Consider the following 17,920-nt stretch of genomic DNA (forward strand, 5'->3'; position numbering starts at 1 on the left):
CGATCGCGCCACGGCAATATTTGCTTGACCGCGCGGGCGTCTGCAGATATCGTCGCTGGTTCGCAACATAAGTGACTTGTCTCATTTGAGGTGTGGCCCAAGAAGCTCACCTGTCAACTGGACGCGCCGCTTGAACCCGAGCCACAAGCCCGGCAGAGAGCACCCGATCAAATTTTTGCCGAAATTTCGAAAGGTGAATTAATGAATATGCCCAGCGCGGAATTCTCCACGTCGGATACGACACCCCATCCTGAAGCTGACTCTATCGGCGCCACCGTGCTCATGAAGGCACTGGCCGACGAAGACGTCGAGTTTGTGTGGGGCTATCCCGGCGGCTCGGTACTCTACATTTACGACGAGCTGTACAAGCAGGACAAGTTCCAGCATATCCTCGTGCGCCACGAGCAGGCCGCGGTCCACGCCGCCGACGCTTATTCGCGTTCCACCGGCAAGGTCGGTGTGTGCCTCGTGACCTCCGGCCCCGGCGTCACCAATGCGGTGACCGGCATCGCCACCGCGTATATGGATTCGATTCCGATGGTGGTGATCAGCGGCCAGGTGCCGACTGCCGCGATCGGCCAGGATGCGTTCCAGGAATGCGACACGGTCGGCATCACGCGTCCTTGCGTGAAGCACAACTTCCTCGTGAAGGACGTGCGCGACCTCGCCGCTACCGTCAAGAAAGCGTTCTTTATCGCCCGTACCGGCCGTCCCGGCCCGGTGCTGATCGACATTCCGAAAGACGTGTCGAAAGCGCCTTGCCAGTACGAACCGCTCAAGACCGTTTCGCTGCGTTCGTACAACCCGGTCACGAAGGGCCACTCCGGCCAGATCCGCAAAGCGGTCTCGCTGTTGCTGTCGGCCAAGCGCCCGTACATCTACACCGGCGGCGGCATCATTCTCGCGGATGCATCGCGTGAGCTGAACCAGTTCGCCGATCTGCTCGGCTATCCCGTCACCAACACGTTGATGGGTCTGGGCGGCTACCGCGCGAGCGACAAGAAATTCCTCGGCATGCTCGGCATGCACGGCACGTACGAAGCCAACATGGCGATGCAGCACTGCGACGTGCTGATCGCGATCGGCGCGCGTTTCGACGACCGTGTGATCGGCGACCCGGCGCACTTCTCGTCGCGTCCGCGCAAGATCATCCATATCGACATCGATCCGTCTTCCATCTCCAAGCGCGTCAAGGTCGACATTCCGATCGTCGGCGACGTGAAAGAAGTGCTGAAGGAGTTGATCGAACAGTTGCAAACGGCCGAGCATGGCCCGGACACCGCGGCGCTCGCCGACTGGTGGAAGGACATCGAAGCCTGGCGCGCGAAAGACTGCCTCAAGTTCGACCGCAAGAGCGACATCATCAAGCCGCAGTACGTGGTGGAAAAGGCGTGGGAACTGACCGACGGCAATGCCTTCGTGTGTTCCGACGTCGGCCAGCATCAGATGTGGGCGGCGCAGTTCTATCGTTTCAACAAGCCGCGTCGCTGGATCAACTCCGGCGGTCTCGGCACGATGGGCTTCGGCCTGCCGGCGGCGATGGGCGTGAAGATGGCGCACCCGGACGACGACGTGCTCTGTATCACGGGCGAAGGCTCGATCCAGATGTGTATCCAGGAGCTCTCCACCTGCAAGCAGTACGAGACTCCGGTGAAGATCATTTCGCTGAACAACCGCTATCTGGGCATGGTGCGCCAGTGGCAGCAGATCGAATACAGCAAGCGCTATTCGCATTCGTACATGGATGCGCTGCCGGATTTCGTGAAGCTCGCCGAAGCGTACGGCCACGTCGGCATGCGTATCGAACGCACGGCAGATGTGGAGCCGGCGCTCAAGGAAGCGCTGCGCCTGAAAGATCGCACGGTGTTTCTCGATTTCCAGACCGATCCGACCGAAAACGTCTGGCCAATGGTCCAGGCCGGCAAGGGCATCACCGAGATGCTCATGGGTTCGGAAGATCTATAACGACGGCGTCTGTGCCGGCTTCGTCATGCGCGCCTTCATGAAAGGCGAGGGCGGACGAAGCGGCGCGAAGCCGTTCGCGGACATCGACAAAACATCTGGAAGAAGCGAATCATGAGACACATTATTTCCGTCCTGCTGGAAAACGAACCGGGCGCGTTATCACGCGTGGTGGGTCTGTTCTCGGCACGCGGCTACAACATTGAAACCTTGACGGTGGCTCCGACCGAAGACCGTTCGCTGTCGCGCATGACCATCGTCTCCATTGGCTCGGACGACGTGATCGAACAGATCACGAAGCATCTGAACCGCCTGATCGAGGTGGTGAAAGTGGTCGACCTTACCGAGGGCGCCCACATCGAGCGCGAGCTGATGTTGATCAAGGTGAGGGCGGTCGGCAAGGAACGTGAGGAGATGAAGCGGATGTCGGATATTTTCCGCGGCCGCATCATCGACGTCACCGAAAAGACCTACACGATCGAACTGACGGGCGCGAGCGACAAGCTCGATGCCTTTATCGAAGGGCTCGACGCTACGGCGATTCTCGAAACGGTCCGCACGGGCGGCTCGGGTATCGGTCGCGGCGAGCGCATTCTGAAGGTGTAACGCGTAAGCGTTCAACCGTCTCGATCCAGGCCGGGCCGTGCCTGCACCAACCCGGCCACGCAACACACTATTTGCAGCATTTGAATTTCACTGAATCATCGAATTTAGCCAAGGAACCGACATGAAAGTTTTCTACGACAAGGACGCTGACCTCTCCCTCATCAAGGGCAAGCAAGTCACGATCATCGGCTATGGCTCGCAAGGCCATGCGCACGCGCTGAACCTGAAGGAAAGCGGCGTGAACATCACGGTCGGTCTGCGCAAGGGCGGCGCATCGTGGAGCAAGGCTGAGAATGCCGGCCTGCAAGTCAAGGAAGTGGCGGAAGCCGTCAAGGGCGCAGACGTGGTCATGATGCTGCTGCCGGACGAGCAGATCGCCGAAGTCTATGCGAAAGAAGTGCACGCCAACGCCAAGCAAGGCGCTGCGCTGGCATTCGCGCACGGCTTCAACGTTCACTACGGTCAAGTGATTCCGCGTGCCGACCTCGACGTGATCATGATCGCGCCGAAGGCGCCGGGCCACACGGTTCGCGGCACCTACTCGCAAGGTGGCGGCGTGCCGCATCTGATCGCCGTCGCGCAAGACAAGTCGGGCGCAGCACGTGACATCGCTTTGTCGTATGCAGCAGCGAACGGCGGCGGCCGTGCCGGTATCATCGAAACCAACTTCCGCGAAGAAACGGAAACCGACCTGTTCGGCGAACAGGCCGTGCTGTGCGGCGGTACGGTCGACTTGATCAAGGCCGGCTTCGAAACGCTGGTGGAAGCGGGCTATGCGCCGGAAATGGCGTACTTCGAATGCCTGCACGAACTGAAGCTGATCGTCGACCTGATCTACGAAGGCGGCATCGCGAACATGAACTACTCGATCTCGAACAACGCCGAATACGGCGAGTACGTGACGGGTCCGCGTATCGTGACGGCTGAAACGAAGAAGGCGATGAAGGCCGTGCTGACCGACATTCAGACGGGCGAGTACGCGAAGAGCTTCATCATCGAAAACAAGGCTGGCGCACCGACGCTGCAATCGCGCCGCCGTCTGACGGCCGAACACCAGATCGAAACGGTCGGTGCCAAGCTGCGTTCCATGATGCCGTGGATCGCCGCGAACAAGCTGGTCGACCAGTCGAAGAACTAAGCTGCTCGTAGCTGATGTCCGGTGCGGCGCTATGCCGTAATGGCCGGACAGATCAAAAAGCCGCCCAAGGGTGCTGAACCCTGGGCGGCTTTTGCTATCCTACGGTTTTACGTGCGACACGCACGCTCGTGTCCGTCAGCCCCACGTTACGGGGCATCGACTAGAGGGTTATTGAGGAAGGTCTCGACTGGACTCACCATGCCCTCCGCAGGCGGCTCCCTTGTGAGCCGCACTTTAAGCAGTAGATGTGTCCTTAGGGGCACACCTTAGTAGTGAACACGGGACACGGTGCATTCCGCCGTCAACCGTATTGCATTGACCTGATTACCGTCAGGTCCCGCCCAGTCAGCGGCTTCATCTCCGCCGACAGGGCGGGGTGATGTTTGCAATTCCTGCGCCTCAGGGCAACGGAGTCGCTAAACGATACGAGCGAAAAGCTCGGTGTGTCATTGTTCGGCCTCGCTGGCTGCATTGGCGAGGGTAGTGAACCTGCTGTACGACCAGCAGTAGCCTAGGAAGACATGTGTCACTGGCAACGGTGGGGTGTGAAGCTCTTCTAACAATGTACCCCCCGGAAGTTCGGGCGGATGGTGGTTGCGAGATGACCATCCGGAGACTCCCAGCAGCAACGGGGTTGAGGGGCTAGGCTGGCTGATATGGTTAATGCAAATGAACTGCTGATAAACCTCGTAAGTAGGACGGTGCCAAAGCTGCTGACAGGCATCAACCAAACAGGTGTGCGGTCGGATAACCCGCTGTAAATTCGGGTTACGTCGTCATCGGACCGCCGGGGAATAGGCAGAACCTAAGTCAGTCGTGTGACATGCCGGGAACGTGGTAAGCCTGTATGGTTGCCGGTCGTAGTTTGACTGGCAGGCGAACCGTGAGGGACGCTGTTGATTGTGCAGGTATGGGATGACGGAGAAAGCGAAAGCCGGTCTGTAATGGGTCGGATAGGGGTTGGAACATTACCCCACGCGAAAGCGGGCAGACTTCCGTCTGGTCTACCGTCGCAAGATGGCTGACTAACCCTTAGCTGGAAGATGATTGCTGTCGGGCTTCTGGACCGTCAGCATATGTTTTTAACCCCCTTGCGGGAGCAGATCGCTCCCGCAAGGGGCGATCTGTTCTTCGCTCGGGATTCACTTCTTCGAGTAGGAGAGCAGCATGAGAGTATCTGTCCGAAAGGACGGATCTGCGCTTTCCCACGCGCCGGACAACTGGTACGCCGTAGATTGGCGGCGGGTTGAACGGAACGTGAGAGGGATGCAGATTCGAATTGCGAAGGCGACGCGGGAAGGCAACTGGCGCAGGGGGAGAGCCCTGCAACGGATGTTGACCCGCACGTTGTCCGCAAAGCTGTATGCGGTACGACGTGTTACGCAGAATCAGGGTGCGCGAACGGCTGGAGTCGATCGCGAACTTTGGGACTCGCCTGAGAGCCGATGGCTTGCTGTCGGCAGGTTGAAGCGGCGTGGATATAAGCCTCTGCCTTTACGGAGAGTCTTTATCCCCAAGGCCAATGGAAAGGAGCGCCCTCTGGGCATTCCGACCATGCGGGACAGGGCGATGCAAGCCTTGTATCTGCTGGCCTTGGAGCCGGTGTCGGAATCGACGAGCGACCCGAACTCTTATGGGTTCAGGTTAAACCGCTCGACGGCTGACGCCATGTCACAGATATTCGTCGCCATGTCCCAGAAGGGCTCAGCCCGTTGGGTGCTGGAGGCGGATATCAAGGGATGCTTCGACCATATTAGCCATAACTGGTTGGAGACCCATGTCCTGATGGACAAGGAAATCCTCCGGAAATGGCTGAAAGCTGGCCTGATTTACAAGGGGCAGCTTCAGGCGACAGAGGCCGGTACGCCGCAAGGAGGGATCATTTCTCCGACGCTGGCGAATGTGACGCTGAACGGGCTGGAGCGAGAACTGCTAGCGCACCTTAGTGCGAAGTTTGGGATCGCAAAAGCCAACAAGCTTAAAGTCAATGTGGTGCGGTACGCGGACGACTTCGTGATCACCGGTGACTCGCAAGAGTTGCTGGAGCAGGAAGTTCGACCTTGGGTGGAAACATTCCTTGCCGTTCGAGGTCTGCAACTGTCCGAGGAGAAAACGCGGATCACACACATTGACCAAGGCTTCGATTTCCTGGGGTGGAATTTCCGTAAGTACTCGGGGACGCTACTCATCAAGCCGAGCAAGAAGAACGTGAAAACGTTCTATCGCAAGGTGGCGGATACGATCAGCGGTCATAAGACGGTAAAGCAGGAGAATCTGATTCGACTGCTGAACCCGATGCTACGGGGCTGGGCGCAGTATCACAGTCCTGTGGTCGCCAAAGAGGCATACAGCCGCATGGAGTCTTTGATTTTCCGAAGGCTTTGGCGGTGGTCGAAGAGGCGGCACCTGAACAAGAGCGCCGAATGGGTGAAGAAGAAATACTTTCACTCGGAGGGCAATCGACACTGGGTGTTCGCTGTTCCTGTAGCTCGTGACGACGGTGGTAAGGGGTTGCTTAGCCTGTACCAGATCAGCGGTACGGAAATTAAGCGACACAGAAAGGTCAAAGGAGCATTCAATCCCTTTGATCCTGAGTGGGAGCAGTACGGCGAACAGTTGCGACAGGCGCGCATGGAACACTCAATGCGTTATCGGAAGCAATGGGTTTCGCTGTATATGTCGCAAGACGGGCTTTGCTCGCATTGTGGCTGTGCCCTGACAAAGGAGACCGGCTGGCATGACCATCATCTAGAGTATCGGATGCACGGTGGCACTGACGCTCTCTCGAACAGGGTTCTGCTTCACCCGCACTGCCATCAGCAGGTGCACGCAGGTAAAATTGCGGTAACTAAGCCGGCCCGGTCCTAAGACCGGGCTTTGTTTGTAGATTTGAGCCGTATGCGGGGAAACTCGCACGTACGGTTCTTAGGGGGCCCTTCTTCCGCGAGGAAGGGGGGCTACCCTCCAAAAACACAGAAGCCATTCATGAATTACCCTCATCCGATCATCGCGCGAGAAGGCTGGCCGTTCATTGCCATCGCGGCCGTCGTTGCACTGCTGGTTCACTTCATCGCGGGGTTCGGCTTTTCATGGCTGTTCTGGCTCCTCCTGATCTTCGTCGTGCAGTTCTTCCGCGATCCCGCGCGCCCGATCCCCACGCAGGCGAATGCCGTGCTGTGTCCGGCCGACGGCCGTATCGTCGCAGTGGAAACCGCGCATGATCCGTACGCCAATCGTGAAGCGCTGAAAATCAGCGTGTTCATGAACGTCTTCAACGTCCACTCGCAACGCTCGCCCGTGGATGGCGCGATCTCCAAGGTCGAGTATTTTCCGGGTGCCTACCTGAATGCCGCGGTGGACAAGGCTTCGACCGAAAACGAGCGCAATGCGGTGGTGATCGAAATGGCCGGCGGCCAGACGGTGACTTCGGTGCAGATCGCCGGTCTGATCGCGCGGCGCATTCTTTGCTACGTAAGGGCAGGTGAGCCGCTCACCCGTGGTCAACGTTACGGATTTATCCGCTTCGGTTCGCGCGTCGACGTGTATCTGCCGGTGGGCAGCCGTCCGCGTGTGTCGATCGGCGAGAAGGTTTCGGCGTCGTCCACGATCCTCGCTGAACTATAAAGCGGCACCAAGGAGGTTTTCCGAATGGCCGCATTCAAACCGCGTCGACCCCGTAATAGCGGACCGCTTCCGCGTCCGTTCCGCCGTAACAAGCCGATGGTGACGGAGGCGGCGGTCGACAGCCGGCGCGCCAAACGTCAGCAATTCCTGAGAAAGCGCGGCATTTATCTGCTGCCGAACGCCTTCACCACGGCGGCGCTGTTCTGCGGCTTCTTTGCCGTGGTGCAGGCCATGAATGTGCGCTTCGAGATCGCGGCCATCGCGATCTTCGTGGCGATGGTGCTCGATGGCATGGACGGCCGCGTCGCCCGCATGACGCATACGCAAAGTGCGTTCGGCGAACAGTTCGACAGCCTGTCGGACATGGTGTCGTTCGGCGTGGCGCCGGCGCTGGTCATGTACGAGTGGATTCTGAAGGACCTCGGCCGCTGGGGCTGGCTCGCGGCGTTCGTCTACTGTTCTGGCGCGGCATTGCGTCTCGCGCGGTTCAACACGAACATCGGCGTGGTCGACAAGCGTTTCTTCCAGGGCATGCCGAGCCCGGCCGCGGCGGCGCTTATCGCCGGTTTCGTGTGGCTCGCCACGGACAACCGCGTGCCGCTCAAGCTGGTGTGGTTGCCGTGGGTTGCTTTCGTGCTGACGATTTACGCCGGCGTGACGATGGTGTCGAATGCGCCGTTCTACAGCGGCAAGGCGCTCGACGTGCGTCATCGCGTGCCGTTCGGTGTGATTCTGCTGGTGGTGGTCGCGTTCGTGCTGGTGTCCTCCGACCCGCCGCTGATGCTGTTCGGCCTGTTCGTGCTGTACGGCCTGTCCGGCTACGTCTTCTGGGGTTATCAGGCCGTGCGGGGTAGGGCGAATCCGGCTCGGTCGGTGTCGGTCGACAGGTAGCGATCGGTTTGCGTGCGCTGCCAGGCACGGCATGGAAAAACGGCGGCCTTCGGGCCGCCGTTTTGCTTTTGGCGATGCCGTCCGGCGGCGCTCCGCGGCCTGTCGCAGGCAGGTCCGGCGCTAATTGCACGGCGGCGGGAATGCCGCTATAGTCGTTGGATCAATGCGTTCACGTTCCTTGCCGAGCCGCGGAACAAGTCTCGACAGGCGGCGCGCCGCTGAGCGCGCCTATGCTGGAGCGTCTGCCGCGCCGACCATCACGCTTTCGGCCACGCTGATCGTTTTTGCCCTCGGTTCGCCTCGTCCGTGATCGAGCGTCGCCAGCGGTGGCGCAGACAGCCAGATTCCAATATCCCCTCCCCACAATTGAACGACTCCGCAGGAGACTCGACATGTCCGACAAACTGATCATATTCGACACCACGTTGCGAGACGGCGAACAATCGCCCGGCGCGTCGATGACGAAGGAAGAGAAAATCCGTATCGCCAAGCAACTCGAACGGATGAAAGTGGACGTGATCGAAGCCGGCTTCGCTGCAAGCTCGAACGGCGACTTCGATTCGATCCATACGATCGCGGGCCTGATCAAAGACAGCACGGTCTGCTCGCTCGCCCGCGCGAACGATAAGGACATTCAGCGCGCGGCCGACGCGCTCAAACCCGCCGATCACTTCCGCATTCACACGTTCATTGCAACCTCGCCGTTGCACATGGAAAAGAAGCTGCGCATGACGCCGGACCAGGTGTTCGAGCAGGCGAAGCTGGCCGTGCGTTTCGCCCGCAAATTCACCGACGATGTCGAGTTCTCGCCGGAAGACGGCAGCCGCTCGGATATGGATTTCCTGTGCCGCGTGCTGGAAGCGGTGATTGCCGAAGGCGCGACCACGATCAACATCGCGGATACGGTCGGTTATGGCGTGCCGGAGTTGTACGGCCAGCTCGTCAAAACGCTGCGCGAGCGCATTCCGAACTCGCATAAAGCGGTGTTCTCCGTGCATTGCCATAACGACCTGGGCATGGCGGTGGCGAACTCGCTGGCCGGCGTGCAGATCGGCGGCGCGCGTCAGGTCGAGTGCACGATCAATGGCCTCGGTGAGCGCGCGGGTAACACGTCGCTCGAAGAAATCGTGATGGCGGTGAAGACCCGCAAGGATTACTTCGGCCTCGATATCGGTCTGGATACCACGCAGATCGTGCCGGCTTCCAAGCTGGTGTCGCAGATCACCGGTTTCGTCGTGCAGCCGAACAAGGCGGTGGTCGGCGCGAACGCGTTTGCGCACGCGTCGGGCATTCACCAGGACGGCGTGCTGAAGGCGCGCGACACCTATGAAATCATGCGTGCCGAAGACGTGGGCTGGAGCGCGAACAAGATCGTGCTCGGCAAGCTGTCGGGCCGTAACGCGTTCAAGCAGCGTCTGCAGGAACTGGGCATCGCGCTGGATAGCGAAGGCGAGTTGAACACGGCGTTCGCGCGCTTCAAGGAACTGGCCGACCGCAAGTCGGAAATCTTCGATGAGGACATTATCGCGATCGTCACGGAAGAATCGGCCGAGGCGCAGGAGAAGGAGCACTACAAGTTCCTGTCGCTGTCGCAACATTCGGAAACCGGCGAGCAGCCGCATGCGAAGATCGTGTTCTCCATGGAAGGCAAGGAAGTGACCGGCGAAGCGCGCGGCAACGGCCCGGTCGACGCCACGCTGAATGCGATCGAAACGGAAGTGGGCAGCGGCTCGGAACTGTTGCTGTATTCGGTGAACGCGATCACCACCGGTACGCAGGCACAAGGCGAAGTGACCGTGCGTCTGTCGAAGAGCGGACGTATTGTCAACGGTGTGGGCACCGATCCGGATATCGTCGCGGCTTCGGCAAAGGCGTATATCTCGGCGCTCAACAAGCTGTATTCGAACGCTGACAAGTTGAATCCGCAACGTTCGGAGTGAGTGGCTCAGTAGCCGCGCGTTGACAGCGCGGCTGCGTGGCTACCGTTGCCGTATGAGTTAACAAAGCCCCGTGCCTTGATTGGCACGGGGCTTTGTTCATTGCGAGCGGCGTTATTCCGTTGCCGTGCGTCGCATCGACCAGCCACGTGAGGCGCGCGCTTGCGCCTGGACCTGGTGCCGCACTTCGACGGCGATGCCGCGGCGCGGCGCATCGGCCACGAACGTATCGAGCAGTTCGCGCACGTCGTGATCGACGAAATCGGCGCGCGTTGCATCGACGATCACGGTGGCGCCGTCGGGAATCTGCTGCAGGTAGTGCTTGAGCGGCACTTTGCCGAGAAACGACACGTCCTTGCGAAACGACAGCAGATAGTGATCGCCGTGTTGCGCGAGCACGATCGGGCTGCGCAAATTCGCATACAGCGCGAGCAGCACGCTGCACAGAATGCCGAGGACGATGCCGATCAGCAGATCGGTCGCGAGCACGCCGACGAGGGTGACGATAAACGGCGCGAACGGCGCAAAGCCCTGTTTCGCGACGGCGACGAACAGCGACGGCTTGGCGAGCTTCAGTCCCGTGAAAATCAGAATCGCCGCGAGACAGGCCAGCGGAATCAGGTTGATCACGCTAGTGAGCGCAAACACGCTGACGAGCAGCAGCACGCCGTGAATGATCGCCGAGAGCCGGCTTTGCGCGCCCGCATGCACGTTGGCCGAACTGCGCACGATCACCGACGTGATCGGCAATCCGCCAATGGCGCCGGCAATCAGATTGCCCACGCCTTGCGCCTTCAGTTCGCGATCCGGCGGCGCGGCGCGTCGTTCGGGATCGATCTGCTCGACGGCTTCGAGGCTCAACAGCGTTTCCAGACTCGCGACGATGGCCAGCGTGATCGCGACGCGCCAGACATGGGGATTGACGAGCTGTGCGAAGTGCGGCCCGAAGTCGGCCCACTCCAGTGCGAGTTGCAACGCGGCGAACGATTCCAGCGGCGGTAGGGTGACCCGATGTTCGGCGGGCGGCGCCAGCGATGGCGCCAGCACACTGAGCAGCAACGTCGCGCCGATCCCTAGCAGAACGACCGCGAGCGGCGCCGGCACGCGGCGCACCAGTGCGAAGCGTCGAAATGCGCGGGTTTCCCAGCCGATCAGAATTGCTAGCGATAGCAAGGTGATGACGCAGGCCGCCAGCGAGATCGAACCGAACGGCGTGGCAATCGCACCGGCTGTGTGCGCAGTGGCTTGCGCACCGGAAGCCACATTCACGCCGGATAACCCGAGCGCGAGCGGAAACTGTTTGACGATCAGCAGCACGCCGATGGCCGCGAGCATCCCCTTGATCACCGGCGACGGCACATAGGCGGCAAAACGACCAGCCTTGAGCATGCCGAAGCCGAACTGGATCGCGCCGGACAGCAGCACGGCCAGCAGGAACGCGGAGAAGCTGCCGAGCTGCGCGATCCCGTCGACGACGATCACGACGAGGCCCGCCGCTGGCCCGCTCACGCTCAAGCGTGAGCCGCTCAGCACGGCCACCACCAGCCCGCCGACGATGCCCGAAACGAGTCCGGCAAATGGTTCGACGCCCGATGCGTTGGCGATGCCTAAACAGAGCGGCAGAGCCACCAGAAAAACGACCGTGCCCGCAAGCAGGTCGCGCTGAAACGTGGAGAAGAAAGCTCGAAGGTTCATGGTGTCGGTGCCGTGAGGAGTGGGGCCTGGAGTGCGGCGAAAGCTGAACCGGATCGGATTCGCATGAGGTGTCGCCGAAGTGTCGCCGAAGTGTCGCGCTAGGCGGCGCTGTGGGCGGCGGTCGCGCAGGTCATCGCGTCGTCGGCTTCGTAGCCGGACGTAAGGACCTTGATGCGTCCGTCTTCGAGCGCGAAGATCCAGCCGTGCACGAGCGGCGCCTGGTCGGCGTCCCGCACGATGGGGTGCGCGCGCAACCCGCGCACCTGTTCGAGCACGTTCAGTTCGGCGAGACGGTTGACGCGCTCACGCTCGCCCTCGTGACCCTGCAGTTCTTCGCGATGCGCTTTGGCGAGTGAGCAAAGCGGCGCGATTCGCCGATTCACATGCGGCAGGCTCGGCTCGGGTGGCAGCAGCGCGGCGCGCACGCCGCCGCATCCGTAGTGGCCGCAGACGATCACATGACCGACCTTCAGCACCTTCACCGCATATTCCAGGACGCTCGCCGAATTGTCGTCGTCGGGCTGGAAGAGGTTGGCGATGTTGCGGTGGACGAACAGATCGCCCGGCTCGCAATGCGTGATGGTCTCGGCCGGCACGCGGCTGTCCGAGCAGCCGATCCACAAAACGTGGGGATTCTGACCTCGCACCAGATCGCGAAAAAACTCAGGGTTGCGCACGGCGGTTTCGTGCGCCCAGGCGACGTTGGCGACCAGCAGGCGTTTGGGGCGGTTCATCGATAGTGGCTCCGTAAGTGGGGCGAATTCATTCGGCGCCGAAATCACGGCTGCGCTCGTGCGGCTCCAAGGGGGAGGCCAGCACCGAAACAATTCTTACGAAAGCCTTTCTATCAAAAAATAAATCCTCTGTGCGCGAAATAAAATTCGCCGTCATGCGCAATAAATAAAAAAAAGCCGCTTGGGAGGGCGGCTTTGTAGATTTATGCGAAGCGGCTTGAGCGGCGCTCAGAACAGGCTGCGGCGATCCGGATCGTGCAACGGGTCGGGCGTTTTCTGCGTAAGACGCACGATGCCTTGCTCGTCGAAATAAAAGCTGTACATCATGTACCAGACGTTGTCTTCCAGATAGCGATAGGTCCAGACTTCGCGCTTCATCAACGGGAAGTACGACGTTTCGACCGGCCGGCCGAAGTTCACCAGCACGTCACTCTTGGTCCATTTGCCGATTTCCGCACGATAGAACTCGTTGGGCTGCAGCACCTGGCGCACGTTGACGATTTTGCCGGCCGCGTCGATGTCGGCCGCGGTGGTAGTTTCGCCCATCGGCTGGGTCGGCCACATCAGCCGCTTGCCGCCGTTCGGCAGGTCGTAGCTTTCGCGCGGCGGGCCGAGGCGCGCGACGATGGTCGATTCGTCCGCGCCTTGGGTGTATTGCTGCCACGGCTGTACGCAGCCGGCGAGCGCCAGCGCGCTCAGGCAGACGAGCGCCGCGCGGCGCAGACGCCCTGCGGCCGGCGCTCCGATCGAGGCCGCCGTGGTGTGATGGCGGTTGAACATGTATTCCTCCGATGGCGTTTGAGTAGCGGTTTTTATCATCGAGACGCATTATTTTGACACGCGCTGTGGCAAAAGATTTGCGCTTCGTGAAGAGCCGGCTGGGCACTACGATAACGCTTGCGCCGGCTTGCTTATTCCGTCCCGAACGACCTATGATCCGCGCTTTCACCAATCAGGCGGGGCGATGACGATGGCGAAGTGGCAACGGAGCGCGGCGATGGCGTTGGCGGCGATGTCGATGGCGGCGCTGGCCGCGGTGGCATATGCGGCGAGCGAGCCAGGTGCGACTGCGACTAACCGGGTGGTCGGCCCCGCAGCTGGTCCGGCGGTTGGCGCCGCAGCTAGCCCGGCGCCTAACCTGGCAGCTAACGCGGCGGCGAAGCCCGCGAGGAAGCCCACCGGCGCGCCGATCCAGCTGGCGCTGATCGAAGGCATGTCCGGCCCGTTCGCCAACGCGGGCGCGGCGGTGGAGCGCAACTTGCGCTTCGGCGTCGAGCAGGTGAATGCGCATGGCGGCGTGAAGCTCGCCGACGGCGCGCATCCGTTCGAGCTGGTCGTGCTCGACAGCAAGGGCGGCACCGAAGAAGCGCTCACACAACTGCGCGCGGCCGCCGACCGCCATATCGGCTACATCATGCAGGGCAACAGCTCGGCGGTCGCCGCCGCGCTGATCGGCGCGATCGACAAGCAGAACAGCCGCGAACCGGGCAACCGCGAACTGTTCCTCAACTATTCCGCCGACGACCCCGCGCTGACCAACGCCAACTGCAGCTTCTGGCATTTCCGCTTCGACGCGCACGCGGGCATGCGCATGGATGCGCTGGCCGACGTGATTCAGCGGGACAAGGCGGTGAAGAAGGTCTATCTGCTGAACCAGGATTACAGCTTCGGACACGACGTCAGCAGCCTCGCGCGTTCGACGCTGGCGACGAAGCGTCCGGACATCGCGGTGGTCGGCGACGAATTTCATCCGATCGGGCGCGTGAAGGACTTCGCGCCGTACATCGCGAAGATCCGCGCGAGCGGGGCGGACGCCGTGATCACAGGCAACTGGGGCAACGACCTGACGCTGCTCGTCAAGGCCGCGCGCGAGCAGGGGCTGGACACGAAGTTCTACACCTTCTACGGCAACAGCCTCGGCGCGCCCGCCGCGTTGGGCGACGCCGGCGTCGGCCACGTGATCGCGGTGGCCGACTGGCACCCGAACGCCGGCGGCGCGGCGTCCGACGCCTGGTACGCCGCCTTCCGCGCCCGCTTTCCGGCCGCGCAGGACGATTACCCGGTGCTGCGCATGCCGCTGATGATCGAGACCCTGGCCGCGGCGATGACCCGCGCCGGCAGCGCCGACCCGACGGCGGTGGCGAAAGCCCTCGAAGGAATCAAGTTCGACAACGGCTTCCACGCCTCGTGGATGCGCGCCGACGACCATCAATTGATTCAGCCCCTTTACGTAATGGAGATGGACAAGGCCGGTACGCCGGGCGTGCATTTCGATAACGAAGGCTCCGGCTACGGTTTTCGCACGGTGCTGGCGTTGCCGCCCGAGCGCACGGTCCTGCCGACGGTCTGCAAGATGAAGCGGCCGTGACGCGGGCGAGGCGCGCGTCACGGCCCGGTGCAGCGGGCTTCGCGGCCGGAATCGGCTGTGCTACAATACGCGTCCCGTTGTGAGGCGAACCTGTATCAAGGGTGCGTCGGCAATATTGAAAGCACACGGGTAACCCACGGCACGGCCTTTCTTCCGTGACCGCCTGTCTAGTTCTTAAGGAAATCGACATGTCCGCAGTTGAAACAAGCAAGAAGTCTGAAGTCGTTGCGCAATTCGCACGCGCAGCTAACGACACCGGCTCCCCCGAAGTTCAGGTCGCGCTGCTCACGACCCGCATCAACGAACTGACCGTTCACTTCAAGGCACACACGAAAGATCACCACAGCCGCCGCGGTCTGCTGCGCATGGTGAGCCGCCGTCGTAAGCTGCTCGACTACCTGAAGGGTAAGGACGCGGATCGTTACCGCGCACTGATCGAGAAGCTGGGTCTGCGTAAGTAATCGGCCAGTCGTTCAGCAAGATGCCTGTGTCAGTTCCACTGATACAGGCATTTTGTTTTTGCACGGTGCGCTTCATGTGATGCGCGCCGGCTGTTTTCCGCAGTGGCGTGCCGGTTCATGCGGCGGGAGCAGGCAGTAGTAATCAGGCAGTAGAGCAAGCAGTAAAGAAGAGATTCATGGCCGGGCTTCAGGGGCGGAGCTTTGTGTCATTCCAGCGGTTCGCGCGCGTACTTGACGTAAGGCGTGGTTCTCTGGAATGGCATAACACTACTCTTCCCATGCGGCGCCGGTCCTGGCGTTGCCGCGCCGCTTCTGGTCCGCGCGGCATTACGAAGAGGAAAAGCAATGACTATGTTCAATAAGATCGTCAAAGAATTTCAGTGGGGACAACATAAGGTTCGCCTCGAAACCGGCGAAATCGCTCGCCAGGCGAGCGGTGCCGTGATCGTCGACGTCGAGGATACCGTGGTGCTGGCCACCGTGGTCGGCGCCAAGACGGCCAAGCCGGGTCAGGACTTCTTCCCGCTGACCGTCGACTACCTCGAAAAGACCTACGCAGCCGGCAAGATCCCGGGCGGCTTTTTCCGCCGCGAAGGCCGTCCGTCGGAAGGCGAAACGCTGATCTCGCGCCTGATCGATCGTCCGTTGCGTCCGCTGTTCCCGGAAGGCTTCTACAACGAAGTCCAGGTCGTGATCCACGTCCTCTCGCTGAACCCCGAAATCCCCGCTGACATCCCCGCGCTGATCGGCGCGTCGGCGGCGCTCGCCGTGTCCGGTTTGCCGTTCAACGGCCCGGTCGGCGCAGCACGCGTGGCCTACATCAACAACGAATACGTGTTGAACCCGACGCGTCCGCAAATGAAGGAATCGGCGCTCGACCTGATCGTCGCCGGTACGGAACGCGCGGTGCTGATGGTGGAATCGGAAGCGCAGCAACTAAGCGAAGAAGTGATGCTCGGCGGCGTGGTGTTCGGTCATGAGCAAATGCAGATCGCGATCGACGCGATCCATGATCTGGTCCGCGAAGGCGGCAAGCCGGAATGGGACTGGCAACCGGCGGCGAAGAACGAGCCGCTGATCGCACGCGTGGCGGAACTGGCGCAAGCCGACCTGCTCGCCGCATACCAACTGCGCGACAAGCAAGCCCGTTCGACCAAGCTGAAGGAAGTCTACGCAGCGACGTCGAAGAAGCTGGAAGAAGAAGCTGCAGCAGGCGGCACGGTGGCGGCCGACAAGGCAACCGTCGGCAACGTATTGTTCGATATCGAAGCGAAGATCGTCCGTACGCAGATCCTGAACGGCGAGCCGCGTATCGACGGCCGCGACACGCGTACCGTGCGTCCGATCGAAATCCGTACCGGCGTGCTGCCGCGTACCCACGGTTCGGCACTGTTCACGCGCGGCGAAACGCAAGCGCTGGTGGTGGCCACGTTGGGCACGAAGGGTGACGAGCAGAACATCGACGCGCTCGAAGGCGAGTACCGCGAGCGCTTCATGCTCCACTACAACATGCCTCCGTTCGCGACCGGCGAAACGGGCCGCGTCGGTTCGCCGAAGCGCCGTGAAATCGGTCACGGCCGTCTGGCCAAGCGCGCGCTGGCTGCGTGCCTGCCGAGCGCCGACGAATTCGGCTACTCGATCCGCGTTGTGTCGGAAATCACGGAATCGAACGGTTCCTCGTCGATGGCTTCGGTGTGCGGCGGCTGCCTCGCGCTGATGGACGCCGGCGTGCCGATGAAGGCGCACGTCGCCGGCATCGCCATGGGCCTGATTCTCGAAGGCAACAAGTTTGCCGTGCTGACCGACATCCTTGGCGACGAAGATCACCTCGGCGACATGGACTTCAAGGTGGCGGGCACGGAACAAGGCGTGACCGCGCTGCAGATGGACATCAAGATCCAGGGCATCACCAAGGAAATCATGCAGGTCGCCCTCGCGCAAGCGAAGGAAGGCCGTATGCACATCCTCGGCAAGATGACCTCGGCGGTCTCGGGCGCGAACACGGTGCTGTCGGACTACGCGCCGCGCATGATCACCATCAAGATCAATCCGGAAAAGATCCGCGACGTGATCGGCAAGGGTGGTTCGGTGATCCGCGCGCTGACCGAAGAAACCGGCACGACGATCGATATTTCGGACGACGGTGTCGTCACCATCGCCAGCACGAGCAGCGAAGGGATGGCCGAAGCGAAGAAGCGTATCGAGAACATCACGCTGGAAGTCGAAGTGGGTCAGGTGTACGAAGGCACCGTGCTCAAGCTGCTCGATTTCGGCGCGATCGTGAACATCCTGCCGGGCAAGGATGGTCTGCTGCACATCTCCGAAATCGCTAACGAGCGTATCAAGGACATCAACGACTATCTGAAGGATGGCCAGCAAGTGAAGGTCAAGGTCATCCAGACGGACGAAAAGGGCCGCGTGCGTTTGTCGGCCAAGGCGTTGCTGAACGAAGGCGCGAATGGCGCAAACGGCGCGCCGCAAGGCGAGCCGACGCCGCAGTAATG

At 61.2% G+C, this 17,920-nt stretch carries 13 protein-coding genes; 10 read left to right on the forward strand and 3 right to left on the reverse strand.

Annotated features, from left to right (window positions below; genetic code table 11):
* The first annotated feature begins 201 nt into the window (after positions 1 to 201).
* From PQR54_RS32565 to PQR54_RS32595, 7 genes are all read left to right on the forward strand, one after another.
* Positions 202 to 1,965: an acetolactate synthase 3 catalytic subunit gene (locus PQR54_RS32565; RefSeq protein WP_012432362.1), complete on the forward strand. Its 1,764-nt coding sequence runs from the start codon at positions 202 to 204 to the stop codon at positions 1,963 to 1,965.
* Positions 1,966 to 2,076: 111 nt separating this feature from the next.
* A complete protein-coding gene (ilvN, locus tag PQR54_RS32570) occupies positions 2,077 to 2,568 on the forward strand; it encodes an acetolactate synthase small subunit (RefSeq protein WP_012432363.1) in 492 nt (163 codons plus the stop codon).
* Positions 2,569 to 2,689: 121 nt separating this feature from the next.
* Entirely contained in the window at positions 2,690 to 3,706 is a 1,017-nt protein-coding gene (gene ilvC / locus PQR54_RS32575; protein WP_074763518.1) for a ketol-acid reductoisomerase, read from the forward strand.
* A gap of 1,167 nt (positions 3,707 to 4,873) precedes the next feature.
* On the forward strand, positions 4,874 to 6,574 hold the full coding sequence (gene ltrA, locus PQR54_RS32580; RefSeq protein WP_171925029.1) for a group II intron reverse transcriptase/maturase: 1,701 nt from the start codon (positions 4,874 to 4,876) through the stop codon (positions 6,572 to 6,574).
* 117 nt (positions 6,575 to 6,691) lie between these two features.
* Positions 6,692 to 7,330 (forward strand): phosphatidylserine decarboxylase, encoded by a 639-nt coding sequence (locus tag PQR54_RS32585; protein ID WP_012432365.1) that lies wholly within the window; start codon positions 6,692 to 6,694, stop codon positions 7,328 to 7,330.
* Positions 7,331 to 7,354: 24 nt separating this feature from the next.
* Positions 7,355 to 8,221 carry a CDP-diacylglycerol--serine O-phosphatidyltransferase gene (gene pssA / locus PQR54_RS32590; RefSeq protein ID WP_408252946.1) on the forward strand — a complete coding sequence of 289 codons (867 nt, stop codon included), beginning with the start codon at positions 7,355 to 7,357 and terminating at the stop codon, positions 8,219 to 8,221.
* A 392-nt stretch (positions 8,222 to 8,613) separates the two neighbouring features.
* Entirely contained in the window at positions 8,614 to 10,161 is a 1,548-nt protein-coding gene (locus tag PQR54_RS32595; protein ID WP_408252948.1) for a 2-isopropylmalate synthase, read from the forward strand.
* A 111-nt stretch (positions 10,162 to 10,272) separates the two neighbouring features.
* Here PQR54_RS32595 and PQR54_RS32600 read toward each other — a convergent pair whose 3' ends face one another.
* The 3 genes from PQR54_RS32600 to PQR54_RS32610 form a co-directional block, all read right to left on the reverse strand.
* A complete protein-coding gene (locus PQR54_RS32600) occupies positions 10,273 to 11,853 on the reverse strand; it encodes a SulP family inorganic anion transporter (protein WP_408252950.1) in 1,581 nt (526 codons plus the stop codon).
* Between the two features lie 98 nt (positions 11,854 to 11,951).
* The gene (locus PQR54_RS32605; RefSeq protein WP_408252952.1) at positions 11,952 to 12,587 is read right to left on the reverse strand and encodes a carbonic anhydrase; all 636 of its coding nucleotides are present in this window, start codon (positions 12,585 to 12,587) and stop codon (positions 11,952 to 11,954) included.
* A 228-nt stretch (positions 12,588 to 12,815) separates the two neighbouring features.
* The gene (locus PQR54_RS32610; RefSeq protein ID WP_408252954.1) at positions 12,816 to 13,367 is read right to left on the reverse strand and encodes a hypothetical protein; all 552 of its coding nucleotides are present in this window, start codon (positions 13,365 to 13,367) and stop codon (positions 12,816 to 12,818) included.
* 184 nt (positions 13,368 to 13,551) lie between these two features.
* Here PQR54_RS32610 and PQR54_RS32615 point away from each other — a divergent pair, with 184 nt between their 5' ends.
* From PQR54_RS32615 to pnp, 3 genes are all read left to right on the forward strand, one after another.
* Positions 13,552 to 14,955, forward strand: coding sequence for a branched-chain amino acid ABC transporter substrate-binding protein (locus PQR54_RS32615; RefSeq protein ID WP_408252956.1), 1,404 nt, complete (start codon positions 13,552 to 13,554; stop codon positions 14,953 to 14,955).
* A 188-nt stretch (positions 14,956 to 15,143) separates the two neighbouring features.
* Complete coding sequence (rpsO, locus tag PQR54_RS32620; RefSeq protein ID WP_011487489.1) at positions 15,144 to 15,416, forward strand: 30S ribosomal protein S15; 273 nt, start codon at positions 15,144 to 15,146, stop codon at positions 15,414 to 15,416.
* 345 nt (positions 15,417 to 15,761) lie between these two features.
* The gene (pnp, locus tag PQR54_RS32625; RefSeq protein ID WP_408252958.1) at positions 15,762 to 17,918 is read left to right on the forward strand and encodes a polyribonucleotide nucleotidyltransferase; all 2,157 of its coding nucleotides are present in this window, start codon (positions 15,762 to 15,764) and stop codon (positions 17,916 to 17,918) included.
* The last annotated feature ends 2 nt before the right edge of the window (positions 17,919 to 17,920 follow it).

This window comes from Paraburkholderia phytofirmans (assembly GCF_046028095.1).
GTDB classification, from domain to species: domain Bacteria; phylum Pseudomonadota; class Gammaproteobacteria; order Burkholderiales; family Burkholderiaceae; genus Paraburkholderia; species Paraburkholderia phytofirmans_A.